This is a genomic window from Streptomyces sp. NPDC104761, from assembly GCF_055583445.1.
Map to the genome: position 1 here is coordinate 1 of NZ_JBVJNZ010000023.1, position 22,656 is coordinate 22,656.

Annotated in this window: 21 protein-coding genes; 17 read left to right on the plus strand and 4 right to left on the minus strand. The window is 73.0% G+C overall.

All coding sequences use genetic code 11. The features are described from left to right. The first annotated feature begins 274 nt into the window (after positions 1-274). The 4 genes from fmt to ACZ63F_RS39260 all read left to right on the plus strand — a co-directional run bounded on the left by fmt (position 275) and on the right by ACZ63F_RS39260 (position 4,790). The gene (gene fmt, locus ACZ63F_RS39245) at positions 275-1,207 is read left to right on the plus strand and encodes a methionyl-tRNA formyltransferase (RefSeq protein WP_388715845.1); all 933 of its coding nucleotides are present in this window, start codon (positions 275-277) and stop codon (positions 1,205-1,207) included. A gap of 83 nt (positions 1,208-1,290) precedes the next feature. Further along, on the plus strand, positions 1,291-2,718 hold the full coding sequence (locus ACZ63F_RS39250; RefSeq protein WP_469718502.1) for an RsmB/NOP family class I SAM-dependent RNA methyltransferase: 1,428 nt from the start codon (positions 1,291-1,293) through the stop codon (positions 2,716-2,718). 263 nt (positions 2,719-2,981) lie between these two features. Continuing rightward, on the plus strand, positions 2,982-3,668 hold the full coding sequence (gene rpe, locus ACZ63F_RS39255) for a ribulose-phosphate 3-epimerase (RefSeq protein WP_352364554.1): 687 nt from the start codon (positions 2,982-2,984) through the stop codon (positions 3,666-3,668). A 78-nt stretch (positions 3,669-3,746) separates the two neighbouring features. Continuing rightward, positions 3,747-4,790: a sugar-binding transcriptional regulator gene (locus tag ACZ63F_RS39260; RefSeq protein WP_351960485.1), complete on the plus strand. Its 1,044-nt coding sequence runs from the start codon at positions 3,747-3,749 to the stop codon at positions 4,788-4,790. Positions 4,791-4,952: 162 nt separating this feature from the next. Here the strand turns inward: ACZ63F_RS39260 and ACZ63F_RS39265 are convergent, their stop codons facing one another. From ACZ63F_RS39265 to ACZ63F_RS39275, 3 genes are all read right to left on the minus strand, one after another. Next, positions 4,953-5,543, minus strand: coding sequence for a TetR/AcrR family transcriptional regulator (locus tag ACZ63F_RS39265; RefSeq protein ID WP_469718503.1), 591 nt, complete (start codon positions 5,541-5,543; stop codon positions 4,953-4,955). A 63-nt stretch (positions 5,544-5,606) separates the two neighbouring features. After that, entirely contained in the window at positions 5,607-6,923 is a 1,317-nt protein-coding gene (locus ACZ63F_RS39270; RefSeq protein ID WP_469718504.1) for an MFS transporter, read from the minus strand. Between the two features lie 152 nt (positions 6,924-7,075). Further along, positions 7,076-8,041, minus strand: a complete 966-nt coding sequence (locus ACZ63F_RS39275; RefSeq protein WP_469718506.1) for a GlxA family transcriptional regulator — start codon at positions 8,039-8,041, stop codon at positions 7,076-7,078. A 131-nt stretch (positions 8,042-8,172) separates the two neighbouring features. On the opposite strand from ACZ63F_RS39275, the gene ACZ63F_RS39280 reads away from it, so the two are divergent. The 6 genes from ACZ63F_RS39280 to ACZ63F_RS39305 all read left to right on the plus strand — a co-directional run bounded on the left by ACZ63F_RS39280 (position 8,173) and on the right by ACZ63F_RS39305 (position 13,205). After that, positions 8,173-8,973: an alpha/beta fold hydrolase gene (locus ACZ63F_RS39280; RefSeq protein WP_469718508.1), complete on the plus strand. Its 801-nt coding sequence runs from the start codon at positions 8,173-8,175 to the stop codon at positions 8,971-8,973. Between the two features lie 113 nt (positions 8,974-9,086). Further along, the gene (locus tag ACZ63F_RS39285) at positions 9,087-10,052 is read left to right on the plus strand and encodes a Dyp-type peroxidase (protein WP_469718509.1); all 966 of its coding nucleotides are present in this window, start codon (positions 9,087-9,089) and stop codon (positions 10,050-10,052) included. Continuing rightward, positions 10,049-10,726: an alpha/beta hydrolase gene (locus ACZ63F_RS39290; protein WP_469718510.1), complete on the plus strand. Its 678-nt coding sequence runs from the start codon at positions 10,049-10,051 to the stop codon at positions 10,724-10,726. Before ACZ63F_RS39285 ends, ACZ63F_RS39290 begins: the two co-directional genes overlap by 4 nt. Position 10,727: 1 nt before the next feature. Next, positions 10,728-11,039 carry a barstar family protein gene (locus ACZ63F_RS39295; protein WP_469718512.1) on the plus strand — a complete coding sequence of 104 codons (312 nt, stop codon included), beginning with the start codon at positions 10,728-10,730 and terminating at the stop codon, positions 11,037-11,039. Positions 11,040-11,200: 161 nt separating this feature from the next. Next, positions 11,201-12,643, plus strand: a complete 1,443-nt coding sequence (locus ACZ63F_RS39300; RefSeq protein ID WP_469718513.1) for a GuaB1 family IMP dehydrogenase-related protein — start codon at positions 11,201-11,203, stop codon at positions 12,641-12,643. 109 nt (positions 12,644-12,752) lie between these two features. Beyond that, entirely contained in the window at positions 12,753-13,205 is a 453-nt protein-coding gene (locus tag ACZ63F_RS39305) for an Lrp/AsnC family transcriptional regulator (protein WP_046726552.1), read from the plus strand. A gap of 175 nt (positions 13,206-13,380) precedes the next feature. Here the strand turns inward: ACZ63F_RS39305 and ACZ63F_RS39310 are convergent, their stop codons facing one another. Continuing rightward, positions 13,381-14,121 carry a GntR family transcriptional regulator gene (locus ACZ63F_RS39310; protein WP_469718514.1) on the minus strand — a complete coding sequence of 247 codons (741 nt, stop codon included), beginning with the start codon at positions 14,119-14,121 and terminating at the stop codon, positions 13,381-13,383. Between the two features lie 237 nt (positions 14,122-14,358). Between ACZ63F_RS39310 and ACZ63F_RS39315 the strand changes: the two genes are divergently transcribed. The 7 genes from ACZ63F_RS39315 to ACZ63F_RS39345 all read left to right on the plus strand — a co-directional run bounded on the left by ACZ63F_RS39315 (position 14,359) and on the right by ACZ63F_RS39345 (position 22,651). After that, positions 14,359-15,519: an ABC transporter substrate-binding protein gene (locus tag ACZ63F_RS39315; RefSeq protein ID WP_469718516.1), complete on the plus strand. Its 1,161-nt coding sequence runs from the start codon at positions 14,359-14,361 to the stop codon at positions 15,517-15,519. Next, the gene (locus ACZ63F_RS39320) at positions 15,516-16,415 is read left to right on the plus strand and encodes an ABC transporter permease (RefSeq protein ID WP_469718517.1); all 900 of its coding nucleotides are present in this window, start codon (positions 15,516-15,518) and stop codon (positions 16,413-16,415) included. Before ACZ63F_RS39315 ends, ACZ63F_RS39320 begins: the two co-directional genes overlap by 4 nt. Beyond that, the gene (locus tag ACZ63F_RS39325) at positions 16,400-17,218 is read left to right on the plus strand and encodes an ABC transporter permease (protein ID WP_469718519.1); all 819 of its coding nucleotides are present in this window, start codon (positions 16,400-16,402) and stop codon (positions 17,216-17,218) included. The genes ACZ63F_RS39320 and ACZ63F_RS39325 overlap by 16 nt, the downstream gene beginning before the upstream one ends. 6 nt (positions 17,219-17,224) lie before the next feature. Continuing rightward, on the plus strand, positions 17,225-18,301 hold the full coding sequence (locus ACZ63F_RS39330; RefSeq protein ID WP_469718521.1) for an ABC transporter ATP-binding protein: 1,077 nt from the start codon (positions 17,225-17,227) through the stop codon (positions 18,299-18,301). 46 nt (positions 18,302-18,347) lie between these two features. After that, complete coding sequence (locus tag ACZ63F_RS39335) at positions 18,348-19,799, plus strand: HAD-IA family hydrolase (protein ID WP_469718522.1); 1,452 nt, start codon at positions 18,348-18,350, stop codon at positions 19,797-19,799. A 94-nt stretch (positions 19,800-19,893) separates the two neighbouring features. Beyond that, positions 19,894-22,206: a sensor histidine kinase gene (locus tag ACZ63F_RS39340; RefSeq protein WP_469718523.1), complete on the plus strand. Its 2,313-nt coding sequence runs from the start codon at positions 19,894-19,896 to the stop codon at positions 22,204-22,206. Next, positions 22,196-22,651 (plus strand): roadblock/LC7 domain-containing protein, encoded by a 456-nt coding sequence (locus tag ACZ63F_RS39345; protein WP_469718619.1) that lies wholly within the window; start codon positions 22,196-22,198, stop codon positions 22,649-22,651. Before ACZ63F_RS39340 ends, ACZ63F_RS39345 begins: the two co-directional genes overlap by 11 nt. Positions 22,652-22,656 lie beyond the last annotated feature (5 nt).

Sequence of the window (22,656 nt, forward strand, 5' to 3'; positions counted from 1 at the left end):
CGCACGACGGCGCAGCTCAAGCGGGTACTGGGAAGGACGTGCCATAACTCGATCCTCTCAAACGATCGAGTCCCTACCGAACCCGGAACGGTTCAGTGGAGGGGTTGGGCGACTTGTGGGGGTGCTCGCTGTTGGCGGGTTGGGGCTTTGTCGGGTGTTGCCCGGGGCCGTTTGTGGTGTTGGTGGGCTGTGGGCTGGGGGCGGTGGTTGATCGGTGCGGCATAGACTTGCTTGTTGCCCGTGTTGATGCCGTTCGAGAGGGTCGCAGTCGCCCATGAAGCTTGTCTTCGCCGGTACCCCCGAAGTCGCCGTTCCCGCTCTGGACGCTCTCATCTCCTCCGGACGGCACGAGGTGGCCGCCGTGGTCACGCGGCCCGATGCGCCGGCCGGGCGGGGGCGCAGGCTGGTCGCTTCGCCCGTGGCCGAGCGGGCGATGGAGGCGGGGATCGAGGTGCTGCGGCCGCTCAAGCCGCGTGAGCCGGAGTTTCTGGAGCGGCTGAGGGAGATCGGGCCGGACTGCTGCCCGGTGGTGGCCTACGGCGCGCTGCTGCCCCGCGTCGCGCTCGACGTGCCCGTCCACGGGTGGGTGAACCTGCACTTCTCGCTGCTCCCCGCCTGGCGTGGGGCGGCTCCCGTGCAGCACTCCATCATGGCGGGCGACGAGATCACGGGCGCCTCCACCTTCCTCATCGAGGAGGGGCTGGACTCCGGGCCCGTCTACGGGACGGTCACCGAGGAGATCCGGCCCACCGACACCAGCGGTGACCTGCTGACCAGGCTCGCCTTCGCCGGGGCCGGGCTGCTCGCCGCGACCATGGACGGTATCGAGGACGGCACGCTCAAGGCCGTACCGCAGCCGGGGGAGGGCATCACCCTCGCGCCGAAGATCACCGTCGAGGACGCGAAGGTGGAGTGGTCGGCTCCGGCGCTGCGGGTCGACCGCGTGGTGCGGGGCTGCACCCCGGCCCCCGGCGCCTGGACCGTCTTCCGCGGCGAGCGGCTCAAGCTCATCCAGGTCACGCCGGTGCCCGAGCGCACCGACCTCGGCCCCGCCGAGATCGCCGTCGGGAAGAACAGCGTGCACGTGGGGACGGGGTCGTACGCCGTGGAACTGCTCTGGGTACAGGCCCAGGGCAAGAAGCCGATGCGGGCCGCCGACTGGGCGCGTGGCGTGCGCATCGGTGCAGGGGAGACCCTCGGCGCCTGAGCCCCCTTTCCCACCGGCGGCTTTCCGGCGTACGCGGCGTACGCTGGGAGTCGCCTCTTTCCCGTACCCGGAGCACCTTTTTCGTGAGCGAGCAGTCCCGGCGGCCGCGCAGGCCCGCCAAGCCCTACCGCCGTCCCCAGAAGGACCCCGTCCGCATCCTCGCCTTCGAGGCGCTGCGCGCCGTGGACGAGCGGGACGCGTACGCCAACCTCGTGCTGCCGCCGCTGCTGCGCAAGGCCCGGGAGAAGGAGGGACCCGAGAAGTTCGACGGGCGGGACGCCGCGCTCGCGACCGAGCTGGTGTACGGGACGCTGCGCCGCCAGGGGACGTACGACGCGATCATCGCCGAGTGCGTCGACCGGCCGCTGCGTGAGGTGGACCCGCCGGTCCTCGACGTGCTCAGCCTCGGTGTGCACCAGCTGCTCGGGACGCGGATCCCCAGCCACGCCGCCGTCTCCGCCTCCGTCGAGCTGGCCCGCGTGGTGCTGGGCGACGGACGGGCCAAGTTCGTCAACGCCGTGCTCCGCAAGGTCGCCCAGGACGACCTGGACGGCTGGATCGCGAAGGTCGCGCCGCCCTACGACCAGGACCCCGAGGATCATCTGGCCGTGGTGCACTCGCACCCGCGGTGGGTCGTCTCCGCCCTCTGGGACTCGCTGGGGGGCGGCCGCGCGGGGATCGAGGACCTGCTGGCCGCCGACAACGAACGGCCCGAGGTGACGCTGGTCGCCCGGCCCGGGCGGGCGACCACCGAGGAACTCCTCGGTGAGGAGGCCGCGATGCCGGGGCGCTGGTCGCCGTACGCCGTGCGGCTCACCGAGGGCGGGGAGCCCGGTGCCATCACCGCCGTGCAGGAGGGCCGGGCCGGTGTGCAGGACGAGGGCAGCCAGCTGGTCGCTCTCGCGCTCGCCGGCGTGCCGGTCGAGGGCCCGGACGCGAAGTGGCTCGACGGCTGCGCCGGACCCGGCGGCAAGGCCGCGCTGCTCGCCGCGCTCGCCGCCGAGCGTGGGGCCGTGCTGCTCGCCTCCGAGAAGCAGCCGCACCGGGCCGGGCTGGTCGAGAAGGCGCTGCACGGCAACCCGGGGCCGTACCAGGTCATCGCAGCCGACGGCACCCGGCCGCCGTGGCGCGTCGGCACCTTCGACCGGGTCCTGATGGACGTCCCCTGCACCGGTCTCGGCGCGCTGCGGCGCCGCCCGGAGGCACGGTGGCGGCGTCGCCCCGAGGACCTCGACACCTTCGGTCCGCTGCAGCGTGCGCTGCTGCGGACCGCGATCGACTCGGTGCGGGTGGGCGGGGTGGTCGGGTACGCCACGTGCTCCCCGCACCTGGCGGAGACGCGGGCCGTGGTCCAGGACGTGCTGAAGCAGCGCCCGGACACCGAACTCGTGGACGCGCGTCCGCTGCTGCCGGGAGTGCCGGACCTGGGCGAGGGGCCGGACGTGCAGCTGTGGCCGCACCTGCACGGCACCGATGCGATGTACCTGGCGTTGATCCGCCGGACCGGCTGAGGGGGGTTGCGCTCACCGGCGCTGGCAGGGTGCGCTGCGCCCACCCGTGCCGCCCTGCGGCAGGCCTGCCCGCAGCTGAGTAGCTGAAGGCAGCGGCTGAACAGCGCCCCCGGAAGGGGCGCTGGGGGTACCGCCGGCCGAAGGCTGGGGGAGGAGGGGAGGAACTGCGCGATCGGCCCCCGTCCACGCGCACCGGGCCCACCGCCGAAACCACCCCCGAACCCCACTCGGCCCACCCCGTCAGGGCATGGCACGCTTGGGGCATGGCCGTGCAGATCAACCCCAGCATCCTGTCCGCCGACTTCGCCCGCCTCGCGGACGAGGCGAAGGCGGTCGAAGGCGCCGACTGGCTCCACGTCGACGTCATGGACAACCACTTCGTCCCGAACCTCACGCTCGGTGTGCCGGTCGTAGAGTCCCTGGCCCGTGCAACGGACACCCCGCTGGACTGCCACCTGATGATCGAGGCCCCTGATCGATGGGCGCCGCAGTACGTCGAAGCGGGGGCCTCCTCGGTCACCTTCCACGTGGAGGCGGCGGCCGCCCCGGTGCGGCTCGCGCGGGAGATCCGGGCGAAGGGCGCCCGCGCGTCCATGGCGCTCAAGCCCGCCACGCCCATCGAGCCGTACGAGGACCTGCTCCCCGAGCTGGACATGCTGCTGATCATGACGGTGGAGCCGGGCTTCGGCGGCCAGGCGTTCCTCGACATCATGCTGCCGAAGATCCGCCGCACCCGGGAGTTGATCAGCAAGCACGGACTGGAGCTGTGGCTCCAGGTCGACGGTGGAGTTTCCGCGTCGACGATCGAACGGTGTGCGGACGCAGGAGCCGACGTTTTTGTGGCAGGTTCCGCGGTGTACGGGGCAAACGACCCGGCAGAGGCGGTACGTGCACTGCGCACTCAAGCGGCGGCTGCCACCGCCCAGGCGTCCTGGGCGTGCGACCACTGAGGTACGGGAACGTGAACGGCTCCGATCAGGGCTGATCAAGTGCGCCGGATCTGCAAGGATGAACGGCGTATCCAGAGTGTGAACAGCAGTGAGGAGATGGCCGTGTCGGGTATGTCGGCGGGCCGGTCAGCCATGCGGATGGGACCCGCAGAGCTGGTGCAGGCGGCGGCCATGGCCCGCCGCTTCTACCTCGAAGGCAAGTCCAAGATCCAGATCGCGGAGGAGTTCGGCGTCAGCCGCTTCAAAGTGGCCCGGGTACTGGAGACTGCCCTCGAAAGGGATCTCGTACGCATCGAGATCCGCGTACCGGCCGAACTGGACGCCGAGCGCTCGGACGCGCTCCGTGCCCGGTACGGCCTGCGGCATGCCGTCGTGGTCGAGTCCCCGGCCGAGGCGGAGGAGACCCCCGACCCCGAGAACCTCGGAGAGGTCGCCGCGGACCTGCTCGGCGAACTGGTCAGCGAGGGGGACGTGCTCGGCCTTGCCTGGGGCCGGTCCACCATCCACATGGCGGCCGCGCTGGACCGGCTGCCCCCCTGCACGGTGGTGCAGTTGACCGGCGTGTACGACGCCGGGACCTCCGAGCGCGGCTCGGTCGAGGCCGTCCGGCGCGCAGCCCAGGTCTCGGGCGGCGACGCGCACCCCATCTACGCCCCGATGCTGCTGCCGGACGCGGCCACCGCGGCGGCGCTGCGCAACCAGACCGGGATCGCCCGGGCCTTCGAGTACTTCGACAAGGTCACCGTCGCCTGCGTCTCCATCGGTTCCTGGGAGCCGGGCATCTCCACGGTGCACGACATGCTCAGCGACGAGGAGCGCGCGCACTACGCCACGCTCGGCGTCGCCGCCGAGATGGCCGCGCACCTCTTCGACGCCGAGGGCCGCCGGGTCGGACGCGACCTGGGGGAACGCTGCATCACGGTCAAGGCCGACCAGTTGCGCCGGATCCCGGAGGTCGTCGCGATCGCGGGCGGGCAGCGCAAGGCGTCCGCGATCGACGCGGTGCTGCGGTCGGGGCTGGTCACCAGCCTCGTCACCGACACCTCGGCCGCCGACTACCTGATGACGGCGGGCACCACTCCCAAGCCCGCCCTGAACCGCGCGGACCCGGACGGTCCCTGACCGGGGCAGGGGGCACGGCAGTGCCGCGGCAGCCGGTGTGACAACGCTGCCGCGGCGGACGAGCAGGCCCTGAAACGGGACCTTCCGGCCCGGAGACGAGCCCCTCCGGACGGGAGCTTCCGGACGGGGCCTTCGGGACGGGGCCTTCCAGACGGGGGTCCCTCAGGTCTCGGCGGGCAGCGCCGCGTCGATCAGGACGGCGGCCGCCTCCCGGGCGACCGCACCCACCGACGGGTCGCGGTCCATCCGTGCGGCCACCACACCGCCGTCGTAGAGCAGGCGCAGGCGGCGGGCGAGTGCCTCCGGATCCGGGGCGCCGGCGTCCCGGGCGAGGTCGGTGAACAGGTCCCGGACCCAGGCGCGGGAGACGTCGGAAGCCTCCTCGATGGTGCTGCCGTGCTTGGCCTCGGCACTGGCCGCCATGAACGCGCACCCGCGATAGTCCTGCTCGGCGAACAGCTCGGTCTGCGCGTCGAAGACGGCCAGCAGCCGCTCCCGCGGGCTGCCGGCGCCGTCGACGGCCCGCAGCAGCCGCTCGGCCAGCCTGGCGTGCCGGAAGTCGAGGTAGGCGCGGATGAGCTGGTCCTTGCCGCCGAAGGTGTTGTACAGCGAGGCCTTGGCGACCCCGGCGCGCTCGATGATCCGGTCGATCCCGACCGACTGCACGCCCTCTGCGTAGAACAGCTCGTTCGCCGCCGAGAGCAGCCGCTCCCGGGCGGTGGGGGCCTTGGCATCGGCCGACGTCCTCGTCATGCCACTCACCTTCCCGACACTTCCGGATTCCGAGTCTATGGCTGGCCAGACCGGTCTACGCAGTCATCGTGCCCGCGTGACGCGCTCGGGCTGCTCCGCCCGGACCGGCACCGTCTGCGCGCCGCCGGACGCCACCTTCACGCCGGGCGCGATCTGCGGCCTGCCGCGCACCAGCAGGGCGGCCAGGGCCAGCAGCGCCAGGCCGATGACCACCGCGCCGTACTCCTCGGAGGTCGGGACCAGTCCGCCTCCGTGCACGACCAGCGTGCCGGCGGCGACCGACGGGACGCCCATGCCGAGGTAGGCGACGACGAAGAGCAGGGACAGCACGCCCGAGCTCTCGTGGGACTTCGCCAGCGGCAGCACGGTGCGGATGGCGCCCTGGAAGCCGCTGCCGAAGCCGAGGCCGGCGACGGCCGTGCCGACGAAGAACAGCGCGGGAGCGCTCTGGTCGACGGCGAGCAGGGTCAGGGCGACCCCGGCGACGAGCGCGCCGATGCCGGTGTACATCACGGTCGTGGACTGCGCCTTGCCCAGCGCGAGGACCGAGACGGCCGCGACGAACGCGAGGACGAAGAGGCCGAGGCCGCCCCAGACCGCGGAGGTGGAGCCGACCAGGGTGCGCACCAGGGACGGCCCGAGCGAGCCGTAGAAGCCGGCGAGGGCCCAGACGGCGAAGACGACGGGCGCTGCCGCGAGGACCGCGCCACGGACCGTGCGCGGGAGCCTGATCTCGGGCACCAGGCTGGCCAGGGCGCCCGGCTGCTTGGTGACGGTCTCGTCGATCAGGGCGATGGCGACGGCCTGGGCGGCGAACGCGGCCAGCAGGCCGAGGTAGATCGTGTGGGTGGGCGCGGGCAGGTACTGCACGACGAAGCCGCTGACCAGCGAGCCGGTCGCGGTGCCGAGGCCCGGGGCGAAGGCGTTCGCCATGGTGCCGCGGGAGCGGTTGATGTCCATCATCGCGGCCCCGACGGCGCCGAGCGCGGCGCCGGTGGACAGGCCCTGCACGACGCGGGCGACGAGCAGTTCGCCGACCCCGCCGGCCGTGGAGAAGAGCAGCATGGCGACGGCCTGGGCGGCGATCGCGGTGATCAGGACCGGGCGGCGGCCGACGTGGTCGGACAGCTTGCCGAGGACGAGCAGGCCGGAGAGGACGGCGATCGCGTAGACACCGAAGACCACCGTGGTGGTGATCGGGCTGAATCCCCACTCGGCCTGGTAGGTCGCGTAGAGCGGGGTGGGCGCGCTGGAGGCGGCCAGGAAGGAGACGACGACGGAGGCGAGGACGTAGAACGCCGCGCGCGGCGGTATCGGCCTGCGCGCTGCCATGGCGCGCTCGGTGCGCTCGGTGCGCTCGTGCGGTGCGAGGTGGTTCATCGGAGATCCTTCGCGGGGACGGGGCCGAGGAGCGTCGGTTCGGAGCTGCTTAGTGAGTAGACCGGTCTGTCTACCGTGACTGGTCAACCCCATGGACAGGTCTGTCTATTCCGCCGGGCGAAGGATTCCCCGGAAAATCTTTGGCGCCGCGGTCAGGCCGCGGCGGGGGGTTCGCGGAACGCCCGGCGGTATGCGGTGGGCGTGGTGCCGACGGCCTCCCGGAAGCGCGCCCGGAAGTTGGTGCCGCTGCCCAGGCCGCTGCGGGCGGCGATCTGCTCGACGCTCAGGGTGGTGACTTCCAGGAGCTCGCGGGCGTGGTTGACGCGGGCGGTGAGCAGCCACTGGTGCGGGGAGACACCGGTCTCCTGCCGCCACATGCGGACGAGGGTGCGCACGGAGACCCGGGCGTGCCGGGCGAGCTCGTCGAGCGGGAGCGCCTCGTCGAGCCGGCGCAGCGCCCAGTCGCGGGTACCGGCGAGGGTGTGGGCGGTGGGGGAGGGCAGCGACCGGTCGATGAACTGGGCCTGGCCGCCGTCCCGGTGCGGTGCGGCGACCAGTTCCCGGGCGATCTCGTTGGCGACGGCCGCGCCGAGGTCCTTGCGGACCAGGTAGAGGCACAGGTCGATGCCGGCGGTCACCCCGGCGGAGGTGAGGAGGGGGCCGTCGTCGATGTAGAGGACGTTGCGGTCGACGCGCAGCCGCGGGTGCAGGCGTTCCAGGTCGTCGGCGCTGGCCCAGTGCGTGGTCACCGTACGGCCGTCGAGGAGACCGGCCGCCGCCAGGGCGAAGGCGCCGGTGCAGATGGAGGCGATCCGGGCGCCGCGGCGGAAGGCGCGCCCCAGGGCCGCGGTGACCTCGGGGGCCGGTGGCCGCAGGTAGCCGTCGTATCCCGGCACGATGACCGTGTCCGCGCGGGCCAGCGCGGACAGTCCGGCCGTGGCGCCGATCGTGAACCCGGTACTGGTGGTGACGCTGCCGCGGGCCGCGCCGCAGACCGTCAGCCGGTACGGGGTGCTCGGGCGCGGGTTGAAGATCTGTGTGGGGATGCCCAGGTCGATGGGGAGCACACCGGGCAGCGCGAGGACCGCGACACGATGAGAGGGATGAGGTTCCGCCATGGCTCGAATATTACGACCGCAACAAAGCGGCCTGCCAAGCCGCCCCGGCTGGGCGGGGCTGTCCCGAAAGTTGCGTACGGTGGCGGTCGAGCCCGTTTCCGATCAGGAGGAGCCCGACGACGATCGGGGGCATGAACGCACACACCCCGGTCGGCCGGTACTTCGATGTCCAGGACGGGCAGGTCTACGGCCACGTCCGCGAGGGCGAGGGACCGGCCCTCGTCCTCCTCCACTACTGGGGCGGCTCGCACCGCACCTGGCGGCCGGTTCTCGAACTCCTCGGCCCCGGCCAGGCGTTCGTCGCGTACGACCACCGCGGCTGGGGCGCCTCGACCGCCACACCCGGGCCGTACGGCATCGAACGGCTCGCCGACGACGCCCAGCGGGTCGTGGAGCAGCTCGGCCTCGACGAGTTCGTGGTCGTCGGCCACTCCATGGGCGGGAAGGCCGCCCAGGTGCTCGGCTCCCGGCGCCCGGCGGGGCTCAGGGGCCTCGTGCTCGTCGCGCCCGCGCCGCCTGCCCCGGTCGGGGTGACGTCCGAGTTCCAGGAGGCTCTCTCGCACGCCTACGACGACGCCGGGACCATCGGCCGGAGCATCGACCAGGTGCTGACCGGCAGGCCCCTCACGGACGCCCTGCGCCGCCAGGTCCTGGAGGACAGCTCCCGCGCGCCGGAGGCGGCCCGCTCGGCCTGGCCGCGGCAGGGGCTGGTCGAGGACTTCTCCGCGAGCGTCGGGAGGATCGACGTACCCGTGCTGGTGCTCGCCGGCGGCGCGGACCGGGTCGACCCGCCGCAGGTGCTGCGCGAGCACCTGCTGCCCCTCGTCCCCACCGCGACCCTCGTCGAACTGGACGGCGTGGGCCACCTGTCCCCGCTGGAGGCCCCGGACCTGGTCGCCCGGCACCTCGGGGACTTCCTGCGCGCCCTGTGAGCCGCACGGCGAGGGTACGGTCGCCGTCGCTTGGAGCGTCTTCGCCGACTGAACGCCGTCAACCCCGAGTATGTGTACGACAGGCCGTGTGCCGATCGCATCGGGAGGACGCGTTGACCACTGAACCCCAGTCCGTGCCGGAAGCCGAACCGCAGCCGGTGCTCGGTCCGCTGACCACCGCCGCGATCTTCCTGGTGCTCACCGTCCGCCCCGGCGGCGAGGGCACGGCGCGCGAGGTGCTGGGCGATCTCCGCGCGCTGCAGCGCAGCTTCGGGTTCGGCGCGCCGGAGGCCGCGCTGAGCTGTGTGGCGGGGATCGGCTCCGAGGCCTGGGACCGGCTCCTCGACCACGCCCGCCCGGCGGGTCTGCACCCCTTCCGGCCTCTGGCAGGCCCGCGGCACACCGCGGTCGCCACCCCCGGCGACCTGCTCTTCCACATCCGGGCCACCCGGTTCGACCTGTGCTTCGGGCTCGCCGCCGAGATCATGCACCGGCTGCGCGACGCGGTGGCCGTCGAGGACGAGGTGCCGGGCTTCAAGTACCTGGACGCGCGCGACCTGCTGGGCTTCGTCGACGGCACCGAGAACCCGGTCGGCGCCGCCGCCCGCAGGGCCGTCCTCATCGGGGCGGAGGACCCCGGCCATGCCGGCGGCAGCTACGTGGTCGTACAGAAGTACCTCCACGACCTCGACGCCTGGAACGCGCTGCCCGTCGAGACGCAGGAGCGGATCATCGGGCGTACCAAGGCCGCCAACATCGAACTGGACGAGCCGGCCTCCCACAAGGGCCTGACCACGGTCACCGGACCCGACGGCGAGGAGCAGAAGATCCTGCGCGACAACATGCCCTTCGGCAGCCCCGGCGGCGGCGAGTTCGGCACCTACTTCATCGGGTACGCCCGGACGCCGGACGTCATCGAGCGGATGCTGCGCAACATGTTCCTCGGCACCGGGGACGCCACCCACGACCGGATCCTCGACTTCTCCACCGCGGTCACCGGCACGCTCTTCTTCGTGCCGTCCGACGACTTCCTCGACGACCTGCCCGCGCTCCCCGGAGCCGGCGAGGAGGGACGGTGAGAACGGTGTCCGCGCATGTGATCGTGCTGCCGGGCGGCGGCTACGTGCAGTACGCCGAGCACGAGGCGGAGCCGGTGGCCGAGTGGCTCACCGGGCTGGGGCTGGGCATCGAGGCGAGCGTCTTCCGGTATCCCCTCGGGGTACGGCATCCGGCCCCCCTGGAGGCGCTGCGTGCCGAGATCCGGCGGCTGCGCGCCGCCGGGGCCGACCGGATCGGGCTCGTGGGGTTCTCGGCGGGCGGGCACCTCGCGGGTCTGGCCGCCCTGGCCGCGGACGGCGACGCGCGGACGGCGGTGCAGTTCGCCGTGCTCGGCTACGCGATCACCTCCATGGAGACCGAGACCTACCGGCCCTCCCAGGACGTCCTGCTGGGCGAGGACGCGGCGCCGGAGCTGCGCCGGGCCACCTCGCTCGACGCGCTGGTGACCCCGTCGGCGCCCCCGTTCTTCCTCTGGCACACGGCCGAGGACCCGTACGTGTGGCCCGAGCACACCTACCGCCTGGCCATGGCCCTGGCCGCCCACGACGTGCCCCACACCGTGCACGTCTACCCGCACGGCCCGCACAGCCTGGGCCTCGCCCACGGCGCCGGAGAGGCCTCGACCTGGACCCGTTCGGCGGCGACCTGGCTGGCCGAACAGACCGCCCCCGCGACCCCACTCGGACGGCACTGACATGACGACGAGCCCGCATCCGGTCACCCTCGACCTCGCCGGGGTCACCGACAAGGCCGGCCTCATGGACCGGACCGCCTCCGCCCTCGGCCTGCCCGAGTGGTTCGGGCGCAACTGGGACGCCCTCACCGACAGCCTCCGGGACCCCTCGGTGTGGCCGCCGGAGGCCGTCGGCCGCGGGCTCCTGATCGTCGTCACCGGCTGGCAGGGGTACGCGCGGAGCAGACCCGACGAGTGGGAGACCGCCCGGCAGGTGTTCGCCGACGCGTCCGCCGACGAACCCGCGCTGACAATCGCCCTGGCCCTGCGATGACCCACCGAAGCCCGCTGTAGGTTCCTCCGAACGGGCTCTGACCTGGCTGGACGTTCGTCCCGGGCATGACGTGCCGGTCGGCATGGGAGAATGAAGTACGTGCTTTTCCCTCTGGCCGGCCGGTCCGGGGGTCACCTCTGATCGACTGGGATGTGCGGCACGTGCGTTTCCTCAATGACATCCAGCCCGCGTACGACCTGACGTACGACGACGTCTTCATGGTGCCGAGCCGCTCCGCGGTCGGCTCGCGTCAGGGCGTGGACCTCGGCTCCCCGGACGGCACGGGCACCACCATCCCGCTGGTCGTCGCCAACATGACCGCGATCGCGGGCCGCCGGATGGCTGAGACCGTGGCCAGGCGGGGCGGACTCGTCGTGATCCCGCAGGACATCCCGATCGACGTGGTCACCGATGTCATCACCTGGGTCAAGAGCCGCCACCTGGTCCTCGACACCCCGATCGTGCTGGCCCCGCACCAGACCGTCGCCGACGCGCTGGCCCTGCTGCCGAAGCGGGCGCACAACGCCGGTGTCGTCGTCGACGAGGACGGCCGCCCCGTCGGCGTCGTCACGGACCGGGACCTCACCGGCGTCGACCGGTTCACCCAGCTCGCCGAGGTCATGTCCCGCGATCTGCTGCTCCTCGACGCGGACATCGACCCCCGCGAGGCGTTCAACAAGCTGGACGGCGCCAACCGCCGCTACGCCCCGGCGGTCGACCGGGAGGGCAAGCTCGCCGGCATCCTCACCCGCAAGGGCGCCCTGCGCGCCACCCTGTACACCCCGGCGACCGACGCGCACGGCCGGCTGCGCATCGCCGCCGCCGTGGGCATCAACGGGGACTTCGCGGACAAGGCCAAGCAACTGCTCGACGCGGGTGTCGACACGCTCGTCATCGACACCGCGCACGGCCACCAGGAGTCGATGATCAACGCGATCAGGCTGGTGCGCGGCCTCGACCCGCAGGTCCCGATCGCGGCCGGCAACATCGTCTCCGCGCAGGGGGTCAAGGACCTCGTCGACGCGGGCGCGGACATCATCAAGGTCGGCGTGGGCCCCGGCGCCATGTGCACCACCCGCATGATGACCGGCGTCGGCCGGCCGCAGTTCTCCGCGGTCCTGGAGTGCGCCGCCGAGGCGAGGAAGTACGGCAAGCACGTCTGGGCCGACGGCGGTGTCCGGCACCCCCGTGACGTCGCCATGGCGCTGGCCGCCGGGGCGTCCAACGTGATGGTCGGCTCCTGGTTCGCGGGCACCTACGAGTCGCCGGGCGACCTGCAGCAGGACGCCGACGGGCGGCTGTACAAGGAGTCGTTCGGCATGGCCTCCGCGCGGGCGGTGCGCAACCGCACGTCGGAGGAGTCGGCCTACGACCGGGCCCGCAAGGCGCTCTTCGAGGAGGGCATCTCCACGTCCCGGATGTTCCTCGACCCGGCCCGGCCGGGCGTGGAGGACCTGATCGACTCGATCATCGCGGGCGTGCGGTCGTCCTGCACCTACGCCGGCGCCGGTTCACTGGAGGAGTTCGCCGAGAAGGCCATCGTCGGGATCCAGAGCGCGGCCGGGTACGCGGAGGGCAAGCCGCTGCACGCCAGCTGGAGCTAGCCGCTGCGCGGAGGCGCGGTGCCGGGCGGGTCGCCGTCGGGCTCGTGTTCTACTTCGTACACGGCTACCGCCGGTCCCGTCCTGCACCACCTGAGAGCTGAACGACCCCTTGCTGAACGATCTCGACGAACGCATCGTGCACGCCCTCGCCGAGGACGCCCGCCGCTCCTACGCGGACATCGGGCAACTGGTCGGCCTGTCCGCGCCTGCCGTCAAACGGCGCGTGGACCGGCTGCGCGCCACCGGAGCGATCACCGGATTCACCGTACGGGTCGATCCGGCGGCCCTCGGCTGGGAGACCGAGGGGTTCGTCGAGATCTACTGCCGGCGCAACACGTCCCCGGAGACCATCCAGCGGGGGCTGGAGCGCTACCAGGAGGTGGTGGCCGCGTCGACGGTCACCGGTGAGGCCGACGCGGTCGTGCAGGTCTTCGCCTCCGACATGCGGCACTTCGAGCGGGTGCTGGAGCGGATCGCGGGGGAGCCGTTCGTGGAACGCACCAAGTCGGTACTTGTGCTGTCCCCGCTGCTGCGCCGCTTCTCGTCGGGTGCGCCGGGGTGAGAGCGGGGGGAGGGGGCGGGGGTACCGGTGGTGTGCCGAGTGCGGGTCCGTGGGGGCTGGTCGCGCAGTTCCCCGCGCCCCTTCAGGTGGGACCGGTCGAGCTGCTTTCAGGGGCGCGGGGAACTGCGCGACCAGCCACGAACCACCCGCACCCGGCACACCACGGGCACCCCCCCTACTCCGCGGTCTTTCGCGCCAGTGCGTTGTTGTCGATGGAGTTGTGCACACTGAAGCTCACCGCATCCGACCGGTAGCGGTCGTCGGACCACTCCACCGGCCGGCCCTCCCGCGTCGTCGTCACGCGCCGCACCCGCAGCAGCGGGCTCGTCCGGCGGATGCCGAGCAGCTCGGCGTCCTGCGCTCCCGCCGCCACCGCGTCTATGACGTGCTCGCCGTACGCGAAGACCAACCCCTTGTCCTCGTAGAGGCGTTGGGTGACCGACGGGCAGTCCGGCTCTATCGCCTCGACCGCCGTGGAGATCCAGTCCGCGTACACCGTGCGCTCCAGCAACACCGGTTCGCCGTCCAGCCCGCGTACCCGCAGCACATGCAACACGTGCGTACCGAGGCCCAGTTGGAGGCGGACGGCGTCCTCCTGGGTGGCCGGCCGGTACTCCTGGGACACCACGTGTCCCGTCGCCGCGCGGCCCATCGCCCTCGCCCACTGCGCGAAGCTGCGCAGCTCCGCGAAGCTCTGGCTGCGGCGGCTGGCGAGGACCACCCGGCGGGCGCCCTGGCGGGAGCCGATCAGCCCCTCGGCGGTGAGCGCGGCGACCGCCTGGCGGACCGTGCCGCGGGAGACGCCGTACTCCGCGGCGAGTTCCGTCTCCGAGGGCAGCCGGCTGCCGACGGTGTACTCCTCGCGGTCGATGGCGCGCCGCAGCTCGTCGGCGATCTCCTCGTGTCGCGCCGTCATGCTTCCCCTCTGAGTCGGCCGCTGTGCACAGCGTGACCAGCCTAATCGACGTTCCCCGGTGATTCGTGTCAGCCCGGGACCGCTCAGGAATGTGCAGGGAATTGGGGGCCAGGATTTTTCCGGAGTTCACAGTCCCGACATCCACGCCGGGCGTACTGTGAGCCAACTTGTTCAGACAAGTTCGCCGGGCGCCGCCCACAGCGCCACCCACCCTCGTGCGTACTCCCTGGAGAGACCGTGACCGTGTCCCTGCCGAGAACCGCCGTCCTCGGCGCCTCCCTCGCCGCCGTAGCCGCGCTCGCCCTCAGCGCCTGCGGCGCCGCCCCCGACAACGCGTCGTCCACCACCTCCGACGGCAAGAACGCCGCCACCGCCACCTCCGCCGCCGACCTCGGCGGCATGGACAAGCTGATCGCCGCCGCCAAGAAGGAGGGCGCGCTGCACATCATCGCCGTGCCCCGCGACTGGGCGAACTACGGCGCCATCATCGACGGCTTCCAGAAGAAGTACGGCATCAAGATCGAGGACGAGAGCCCCGACGGCTCGAGCCAGGACGAGATCAACGCCGTGACCTCGCGCAAGGGCCAGGACCGGGCGCCGGACGTGCTCGACCTCGGCTCGTCGTTCGCGCTCAGCGCCGCCCAGCAGGGGCTGCTCGCGCCGTACAAGGTGACCTCGTACTCCGACATCCCCACGGGCCAGGCGGACCCGCAGGCCCGCTGGTACAACGACTACGGCGGCTACATCTCCATCGGCTGCGACGCCAAGCGGGTCAAGACCTGCCCGACCACCTTCGCCGACCTGCTCAAGCCGCAGTACAAGGGCCAGGTCGCCCTCAACGGCAACCCGACCAAGTCCGGTTCGGCGTTCGGCGGCGTCTACGCGGCCGCGCTCGCCAACAAGGGCTCCTTCGACGACATCCAGCCCGGCCTCGACTTCTTCGCCAAGCTGAAGAAGAACGGCAACTACACGCCGGTCGAGTCCACCCCGGCCACCGTGGAGAAGGGCGAGACGCCCATCTCCATCGACTGGGACTACCTGAACGCCGGTTACGCCGACGAGTTCAAGTCCAAGGGCGTCGACTGGAAGGTGTCGATCCCGACCGACGGCCAGTACGCCCAGTACTACTCCCAGGCCATCAACAAGGACGCCCCGCACCCGGCGGCCGCCCGCCTGTGGCAGGAGTACCTGTACAGCACCGAGGGCCAGAACCTGTGGCTCAAGGGCTACGCCCGCCCGGTCCTGATGTCCGCCATGGAGAAGGCCGGCACGCTGGACAAGGCCGCCGCGGCCAAGCTGCCCGCGGTCACCGGCACGCCCACCTTCCCGACCGAGGCCCAGCAGGACAAGGCCAAGACCGTTCTCTCGACCGGCTGGTCGAAGGCCGTCTCCGGATGACGGCCACGCTCACGCGGGCCGACGTGGCGTCCGCCGCTTCCCAGAAGCGGCGGCGCCGTGCCCCCGGCTGGCTCGCCGTCGTCCCGCTCCTCGCCTTCACGGCCGTCGCCTTCGGGCTGCCGGCCGTCGCCATGCTGAACGGCGCCTTCACGGTCAAGGACCCGGCCAGCGGGGTGAGTTCGTACACCGCGAGCAACCTGAGCGACTCGCTCCAGGGGCCTTACCTCACCGCCCTGGCCGGCAGCGTCAAGCTGTCCGCGCTCTCCGCCGTCATCGCCGCCGTCCTCGGGCTGCCGCTCGCGCAGGCCGTCGTCAGCTCGCGCTCCCGGGCGCTGCGCGAGGCCGTGCTCACCGCCTCCGGTGTGCTCGCCAACTTCGGCGGCGTGCCGCTGGCGTTCGCGTTCGTCGCGACCCTCGGCAACGCCGGTGTGCTCACCGTGCACCTGCACCTCGCGGACCACGGCTGGAACCTGTACAGCTTCTGGGGGCTCGTCCTGGTCTACCTGTACTTCCTGATCCCGCTGATGGTCCTCACCATCACCCCGGCCCTCGACGGACTGCGCACCCAGTGGCGGGAGGCCGCGCTCAACAACGGCGCCACCGGCGTGCAGTACTGGCGGTTCGTGGCCCTGCCCGTGCTCGCGCCCTCGCTGCTCGGCGGGCTCGTGCTGCTCTTCGGCAGCGCCTTCGCCGCCTACGCCACCGCCGCCGCGATGGTCGGCAGCGCGGTGCCGCTGGTCACCCTCCAGATCGCCGACGCCCTCTCCGGCAACGTCCTGGTCGGCCAGGAGAACGTGGCCCTCGCCCTGAGCCTGGACATGGTGCTGGTGGCCGGCGTGGTGATGGCCGTGTACCTGCCCCTGCAACGACGGAGCGCCCGATGGCTCGACGCCTGACCCCCTGGCGCTGGGCCGTCCTCGGCCTGGCCGCCCTCTACTTCCTGGTCCCGCTGGGCGCCTCCGTCCTCTTCACGGTGGACGTGCCCGGCCAGGGCGTCACCTTCGACGCCTACTCCCAGATCCTGTCCGCCGACGGCTTCCTCTCCAGCCTGGCCCTCTCGCTGGAACTGGCCGTCGCCACCATCGCCGTCGTGCTGCTGCTGATGGTGCCCGCCGTGGTCGCCCTGCGGCTGAGCGCGCCCAGGCTGCGTCCGGTCGTCGAGATCGTCTGCTCGCTGCCGCTGGTGGTGCCGCCGATCGCGTTCGTCGCCGGCATCGTGACCGTGCTGAAGTGGGGACCGGACTATTTGTCCAGGACCCCGCTGTTCGAGACGTTCGTCGCCGTCCAGAACCCGACCTTCCCGGTCGTCCTGGTCCTCGCCTACGTCGTGATGGCACTGCCCTTCGTCTACCGGGCGCTGGACGCCGGGCTGCGCGCGATCGACGTGCGCACCCTCGTCGAGGCGGCCCGCAGCTGCGGTGCCAGCTGGCCGCAGGCCCTCGTCCGGGCCGTGCTGCCCAACCTGCGCGGGGCGCTGCTCAACGCGTCCTTCCTCACCCTGGCCCTGGTGCTGGGCGAGTTCACGGTCGCCCGGCTGCTGGGCTTCCAGCCCTTCGCCGTGTGGATCTACAACGTCGGCGGCTCCCAGGCCCAGATGTCCGTCGCCGTCTCCGTGCTCAGCCTCCTGGTGACCTGGGCCCTGCTCCTCGCGCTCGCCGGTGCCGGCGGCCGCGACCGAACCGCTTCCTCCCGGGGATGACACACCATGACCACCGCCACCCTTGAGAAGGCCGCCGAGAAGGCCGCGACCGTCGAGTTCCGGTCGCTGCGGCGCGAGTTCGGCGCCACCGTCGCCCTCGACGGACTCGACCTGACCGTCCAGCCGGGCGAGTTCCTGGCCCTGCTCGGCCCGTCCGGCTGCGGCAAGACCACCGCGCTGCGCATGCTCGCCGGCTTCGAACACCCCGACTCCGGCGCCGTCCTGGTGGACGGCGAGGACGTCACCCACGTCCCGGCCCACCGCCGCGACGCCGGGATGGTCTTCCAGTCGTACAGCCTCTTCCCGCACCTGAACGCCGTCGACAACGTGGCCTTCGGACTGCGGATGCGCAAGGTGCGCACGAGTGAACGGCGGGCACGGGCCGCCGAGTTGCTGGAGCTCGTCGGGCTCGGCGACAAGGGGGAGCGGTTCCCGCACCAGCTCTCCGGCGGCCAGCAGCAGCGCATCGCGCTGGCCCGCGCCCTCGCCCTGCGGCCCCGCGTGCTGCTGCTCGACGAACCCCTGTCCGCCCTGGACGCCAAGGTCCGGCTCAGCCTCCGCGAGGAGATCCGCCGGCTCCAGCAGGAACTCGGCATCACCACCCTGTTCGTGACGCACGATCAGGAGGAGGCGCTGTCCGTCGCCGACCGGGTCGCCGTGATGCGCGCCGGGCGGCTCGAACAGTGCGCCGAGCCCGCCGAGCTGTACGGCCGTCCGGCCACCGCCTTCGTCGCCGAGTTCGTCGGCACGATGAGCCGGATCCCGGGGACCGTCGGGGACGGCGTTGTCGAGGTGCTCGGGCAACGGCTGCCGGTCGACGGGCAGGCGCCGGAGGCGGGCGAGGTCGACGTGCTCGTGCGGCCCGAGGCGGTCCAGGTGCGCGCGGACGGCGCCGGTACGGCCACCGTCGTCGCCACCGCCTTCCTGGGCGCGGTCGTCCGGGTCACCGTACGGCTCGCCGACGGCACCGAGGCCAAGGCCGACCTGCCCGCCCACGAGGCCGCCGAGCTGGGGGCCGGGTCCGCCGTGCGCGTCTCCCTGCCCGAGCGGCCGGTGCTCGTGGCGCCACGCGTCCAGAAGTGACGCTTCCCGAAGTCCTGCCCCCCACCACGTGAGGAATGACGACAACGTGACCCCCCACCCACGACTCCCGCTCCAGGCCGTCCTGTTCGACATGGACGGCACGCTCGTCGACACCGAGCGACTGTGGTGGGAGGCGGTGGAACAGGTCGCCGGGCGGCCGCTCACCGAGGCCGACGAGCCGGAGGTGCTCGGCCGGCCGGTGGAGCACACCGCCGCCTGGCTCGCCGCCGGGACGGGCCGGCCGGCCGCGGCGCTCGCGGCCGGGCTGCACCGGGAGTTCGCGGACCGCGTCCGCACCGGCATCGTGCCCCGCCCCGGCGCCCTCGACCTGCTGGACGCGCTGGCCGCGGCCGGCGTCCCCACCGCCCTGGTCACCGCGTCCCCCCGCGCGGTCGCCGACCTCGTCCTCGACGCCCTCGGCCCCGGCCGGTTCGCGGCGTCCGTCACCGCCGACGACACGGGCCGCACCAAGCCCGCCCCCGACCCGTACCTGGCCGCCTGCCGTGCTCTCGGCGTCGACCCGGCCGCCTGTGTGGCCGTGGAGGACACCGAGACCGGGGTCGCCTCCGCCGAGGCCGCCGGCTGTGCCGTACTGGCGGTGCCCTCGCTCGCCCCGATCGGCGGCGCGCCCGGCCGGACCGTGCGTGACACGCTGGTCGGGGTCACCCCGAAGGAGCTGAGCGACATGGCCGTACCGGAACTGCGGGTGATGTCCTGGAACCTGTGGCTCGGCGGCAGCCCGGTCGACGACCACCGGGCCAAACAGGTCAAGGCGATCATGGACGCGGGCGCGGACGTCGTCGGCCTCCAGGAGATCGCCGGGACCAGCGCGCGGGAACTCGCCGACGCCCTCGGCTGGCATCACCACTCGGCAGGCGAGAACCTCGGCGTCATCAGCCGCCACCCGATCACCGCCCGCCTCGGCGACCCGGACGTCGGCTTCTACGGCGCCGCCGGGGTGCGGATCGCCGTCCGCCCCGGCCGCGAGGTCGAGGTCTGGACCGCGCACCTGCACTACACGCCGTACGGGCCCTACGAGTTCCACTTCGACGGGCTCGGCGCCGACCGGCTGATCGCCCACGAGGAGGTCCGGCTCGGGCAGGTGCGGGAGACCCTGCGGTGGATCGGGGACACGGACGTCCCGGTGGTGCTCGTCGGGGACTTCAACTGCCCGTCCCATCTGGACTGGCCGGCGGTCGAGTGGCCGGTGACCAGGGCCACGGAGGAGGCCGGGTTCCGCGACTCCTACCGTGAGGCGCACCCGGACCCGGCCGCCGCGCCCGGCCACACCTGGTCGCCGATCCACCCCGTCCACGAGGACGGCAGCGGGCGGCCCGAACCGCAGGACCGGATCGACTACGTGCTGCACAGGGGGCTGCGCGTGCTCGACTCCCGGACCTGGGTCACCGGCACTCCGGCGCCCTGGCCCGAGGTGGCCGGCAACGACTGGCCCTCCGACCACGCGGCCGTCGTCACCACGTTCGCCGTCGGGCCGTAACCGGGGGTTACCCGGGGCAACCATTGCGGTCGGGGTGACGGTCCCGTAAGTTGTGCGGGCCCCCTTACTGGCTGGTAACACCGGTAGGTAACCCATGCGCTGGCCCCTCGGCCGACCCACCACCGTCCGTGCGCGGATCGTGGCGCTCGCGCTCGCCCCGGTCGTGGCACTGACGGCCCTGTGGAGCTTCGCCATGGTGTCCGTCACCGGCGAACTGCGCGCGCTGATCCGGGTCCAGGGGGTGTACGACGGCTTCGGCACCCCCGTCGACACCGCCGTCGGGCAGATCCAGATCGAACGGCGGTTGTCGGCGGCCTACCTGGGGGCGCCCCTGGACACGGCGGTCGCCGCCGACCTGCTCGCCCAGCAGCGGCGCACCGACCGTGCGGTGGCCGCCATGCGGGACGCGATCCGGGACGGCGACCGCGGGCGCCTCAGCGACCGGCAGCGCGAGGTGCTCGACGCGATGGTGACCGCCACCGGCAGGCTGGAGAAGCTGCGCGGGCAGGTGCTGTCCCGGAAGATCTCCTGGGACGGTGCCGTCGCCGGGTACAGCGCCCTGGTGGAGCCCGGCTTCGACGTCGAGTCCGCCCTCACCGCGCTCCAGGCCGGGCAGCTGGCCCGGGAGTCCCAGGTCGTCGTCGAACTGGTGCGGGTGCGGGAGTTCGTCTCCCGCGAGGACGCCCTGGTCGCCGGGGCGCGGGCCGCAGGCCGGCTCACCGACGGGCAGTACCGCATCCTCACCGCGACCATCGAGGACCGGCGGGTCTTCCAGCGGACGTACGTCCCCGACCTGCCGTCGGACTCACGGGAACTGTTCGAGACGTTCCAGCGCGGCGCGCTGTACCGCTCGTTGACGCGGGGCGAGGACGCGCTGCTGCGGGCGGGCGCGGACCGGGCCGGTGCGGCCGTCGCCGCGGGCACCTGGCGGTCCACCACCGACCGGGCCGTCAAGCAGTACATGCTGCTGTGCACGCACGCCGCCGAGAACTCCGCCGCCCGCGGCCGGGCCTTCGCCTACCGGGAGCTGGCGAAGGCGGCCGTCGTCGGCGCGGCCGGACTCGCGGCGGTGGGCCTGTCGCTGTGGTTCGCGGTGCGCGGGGCGCGTCGCATCTCGCGCCGCCTGGAGCTCCTGCGGGACGCGGCCGACCTGCTGACCGCACGCCAACTTCCCGCGCTCATGGAGCGATTGAGCGCAGGCGAGGACGTGGACGCGGTCACCGAGGCGCCGCCGCTGGCCGCGGGGGAGGCCGGGGAGGACGAGATCGGCGACGTCGGCCGGTCGTTCAACCGGGCGCGGCTGGCCGCGGTCGAGGCCGCGATCAAGCAGGCCACGCTGCGGCGGGGCCTGTTCGCGGTCCTCCTCAACATCGCCCGCCGCAACCAGGCGCTCGTCCACCGCCAGCTGAAACTCGTCGACACGCTGGAACGGCGCACCGACGACCCGGCCGTCCTGGGCGAGCTGTTCCGCATCGACCACCTCACCACCCGGATGCGCCGGCACGCGGAGAGCCTGATCATCCTCTCCGGCGCGACCCCCGGGCGGCGCTGGCGGCGGCCCGTGCCGATCGCCGACGTGGTGTCCTCCGCGGTCGGCGAGATCGAGGACTACCCGCGGGTCGTGGTGCCGCCGATGCCCGAGGTGGGCGTGGCCGCGGACGCCGTCGCCGACGTCGTGCACCTGCTCGCCGAGCTGCTCGAGAACGCGACGGTGTTCTCGCCACCGCACACCCAGGTGACCCTGCGCACCGGCCGGGCCGGCCACGGCTTCACCCTGGAGATCGACGACCGGGGCCTCGGTCTCGACGCGGACCAGCTCGACGGGGCCCGCCGCACCCTGACCGACCCCGACGCCTTCGACCCGACCCGCCACGACCGCCTCGGCCTCTACGTCGTGGGCCGCCTGGCCGCCCGGCACGGCATCGGGGTGTCCCTGCGGGAGTCGCCGTACGGCGGGACGACGGCGGTGGTGCTGCTGCCGGGGACGGTGCTGGCCGAGGTGGAGCCGGAGGGCGGCCGACGGGACGGGGAGCGGGCGGGACGGCCGCCGTCGGCGCGGGACCGGGGAGGGCCGTCGTTGGACGGGTCGGGCGCTGCGCACGGGCCCGGGCCCGCGTCGGCGGTCGGTGTGCTGTCGCCGTCCGGGACGGGGCGGGCCGGTACCTCCGCTCCCGGCACCGAAGCGCCGCCCCCGGCCCTGCCCACCCGCACCCGCCAGGCCTCCCTCGCCCCCGAGCTGCGCACGGAGCAGGCCGCCGGCACGGCGCGTGACCTGGACGCCGACGAGATGCGGGCGGTCTTCGGAGCCTTCCAGCGCGGCCTGGACCGGGGACGCAGAGGACTGCCGGCCGGCACCGAGGAGCCGGACCACACCGAGGAAGGGACCCGTGCCGACGATGACCAGTGACGACCAGACCCAGCCGCCCGGCGCCACGGCCGCCCCCGGCTCCGGGCCCGCCGCCCGGCCCGGCAGCGACCTCGGCTGGCTTCTCGACGACCTCGTCGCGCGGACCGATCACGTCCGGCAGGCCGTGCTGCTCACCGCCGACGGGCTGCCGCTCAGCCACTCCGAGGGGATGCGGCGGCGGGACATCGAGCACCTCGCGGCCGTCTGCTCCGGCTTCCACAGCCTGGCCCGCTCCGCGGGGGACCGGTTCGGCGCCGGGGAGGTGCGGCAGACCATGGTGATGCTCGACGACGCCTACCTCTTCGTCACTCCGGCCGGGCACGGCAGCCGGCTCGCCGTGCTCAGCGACGTCCGCACCGACGTCGGCCAGCTGGCCCACGAGATGGCACTGCTCGTCCGCCGCCTCGGCCGGCACCTCGACGCGGCCGCACGCTCGACCCCCTGATCCTC

Excerpts from the sequence above, each read along its gene's own strand:
- ACZ63F_RS39310 (WP_469718514.1), bottom strand. The coding sequence starts at position 14,121 with ATGACGGCGCGACACGAGGAGATCGCCGACGAGCTGCGGCGCGCCATC.
- ACZ63F_RS39330 (WP_469718521.1), top strand. The coding sequence starts at position 17,225 with ATGACCACCGCCACCCTTGAGAAGGCCGCCGAGAAGGCCGCGACCGTC.
- ACZ63F_RS39340 (WP_469718523.1), top strand. The coding sequence starts at position 19,894 with ATGCGCTGGCCCCTCGGCCGACCCACCACCGTCCGTGCGCGGATCGTG.
- rpe (WP_352364554.1), top strand. The coding sequence starts at position 2,982 with ATGGCCGTGCAGATCAACCCCAGCATCCTGTCCGCCGACTTCGCCCGC.
- ACZ63F_RS39325 (WP_469718519.1), top strand. The coding sequence starts at position 16,400 with ATGGCTCGACGCCTGACCCCCTGGCGCTGGGCCGTCCTCGGCCTGGCC.
- ACZ63F_RS39270 (WP_469718504.1), bottom strand. The coding sequence starts at position 6,923 with ATGAACCACCTCGCACCGCACGAGCGCACCGAGCGCACCGAGCGCGCC.
- ACZ63F_RS39280 (WP_469718508.1), top strand. The coding sequence starts at position 8,173 with ATGAACGCACACACCCCGGTCGGCCGGTACTTCGATGTCCAGGACGGG.
- ACZ63F_RS39320 (WP_469718517.1), top strand. The coding sequence starts at position 15,516 with ATGACGGCCACGCTCACGCGGGCCGACGTGGCGTCCGCCGCTTCCCAG.
- ACZ63F_RS39345 (WP_469718619.1), top strand. The coding sequence starts at position 22,196 with ATGACCAGTGACGACCAGACCCAGCCGCCCGGCGCCACGGCCGCCCCC.
- ACZ63F_RS39265 (WP_469718503.1), bottom strand. The coding sequence starts at position 5,543 with ATGACGAGGACGTCGGCCGATGCCAAGGCCCCCACCGCCCGGGAGCGG.
- fmt (WP_388715845.1), top strand. The coding sequence starts at position 275 with ATGAAGCTTGTCTTCGCCGGTACCCCCGAAGTCGCCGTTCCCGCTCTG.
- ACZ63F_RS39275 (WP_469718506.1), bottom strand. The coding sequence starts at position 8,041 with ATGGCGGAACCTCATCCCTCTCATCGTGTCGCGGTCCTCGCGCTGCCC.
- ACZ63F_RS39295 (WP_469718512.1), top strand. The coding sequence starts at position 10,728 with ATGACGACGAGCCCGCATCCGGTCACCCTCGACCTCGCCGGGGTCACC.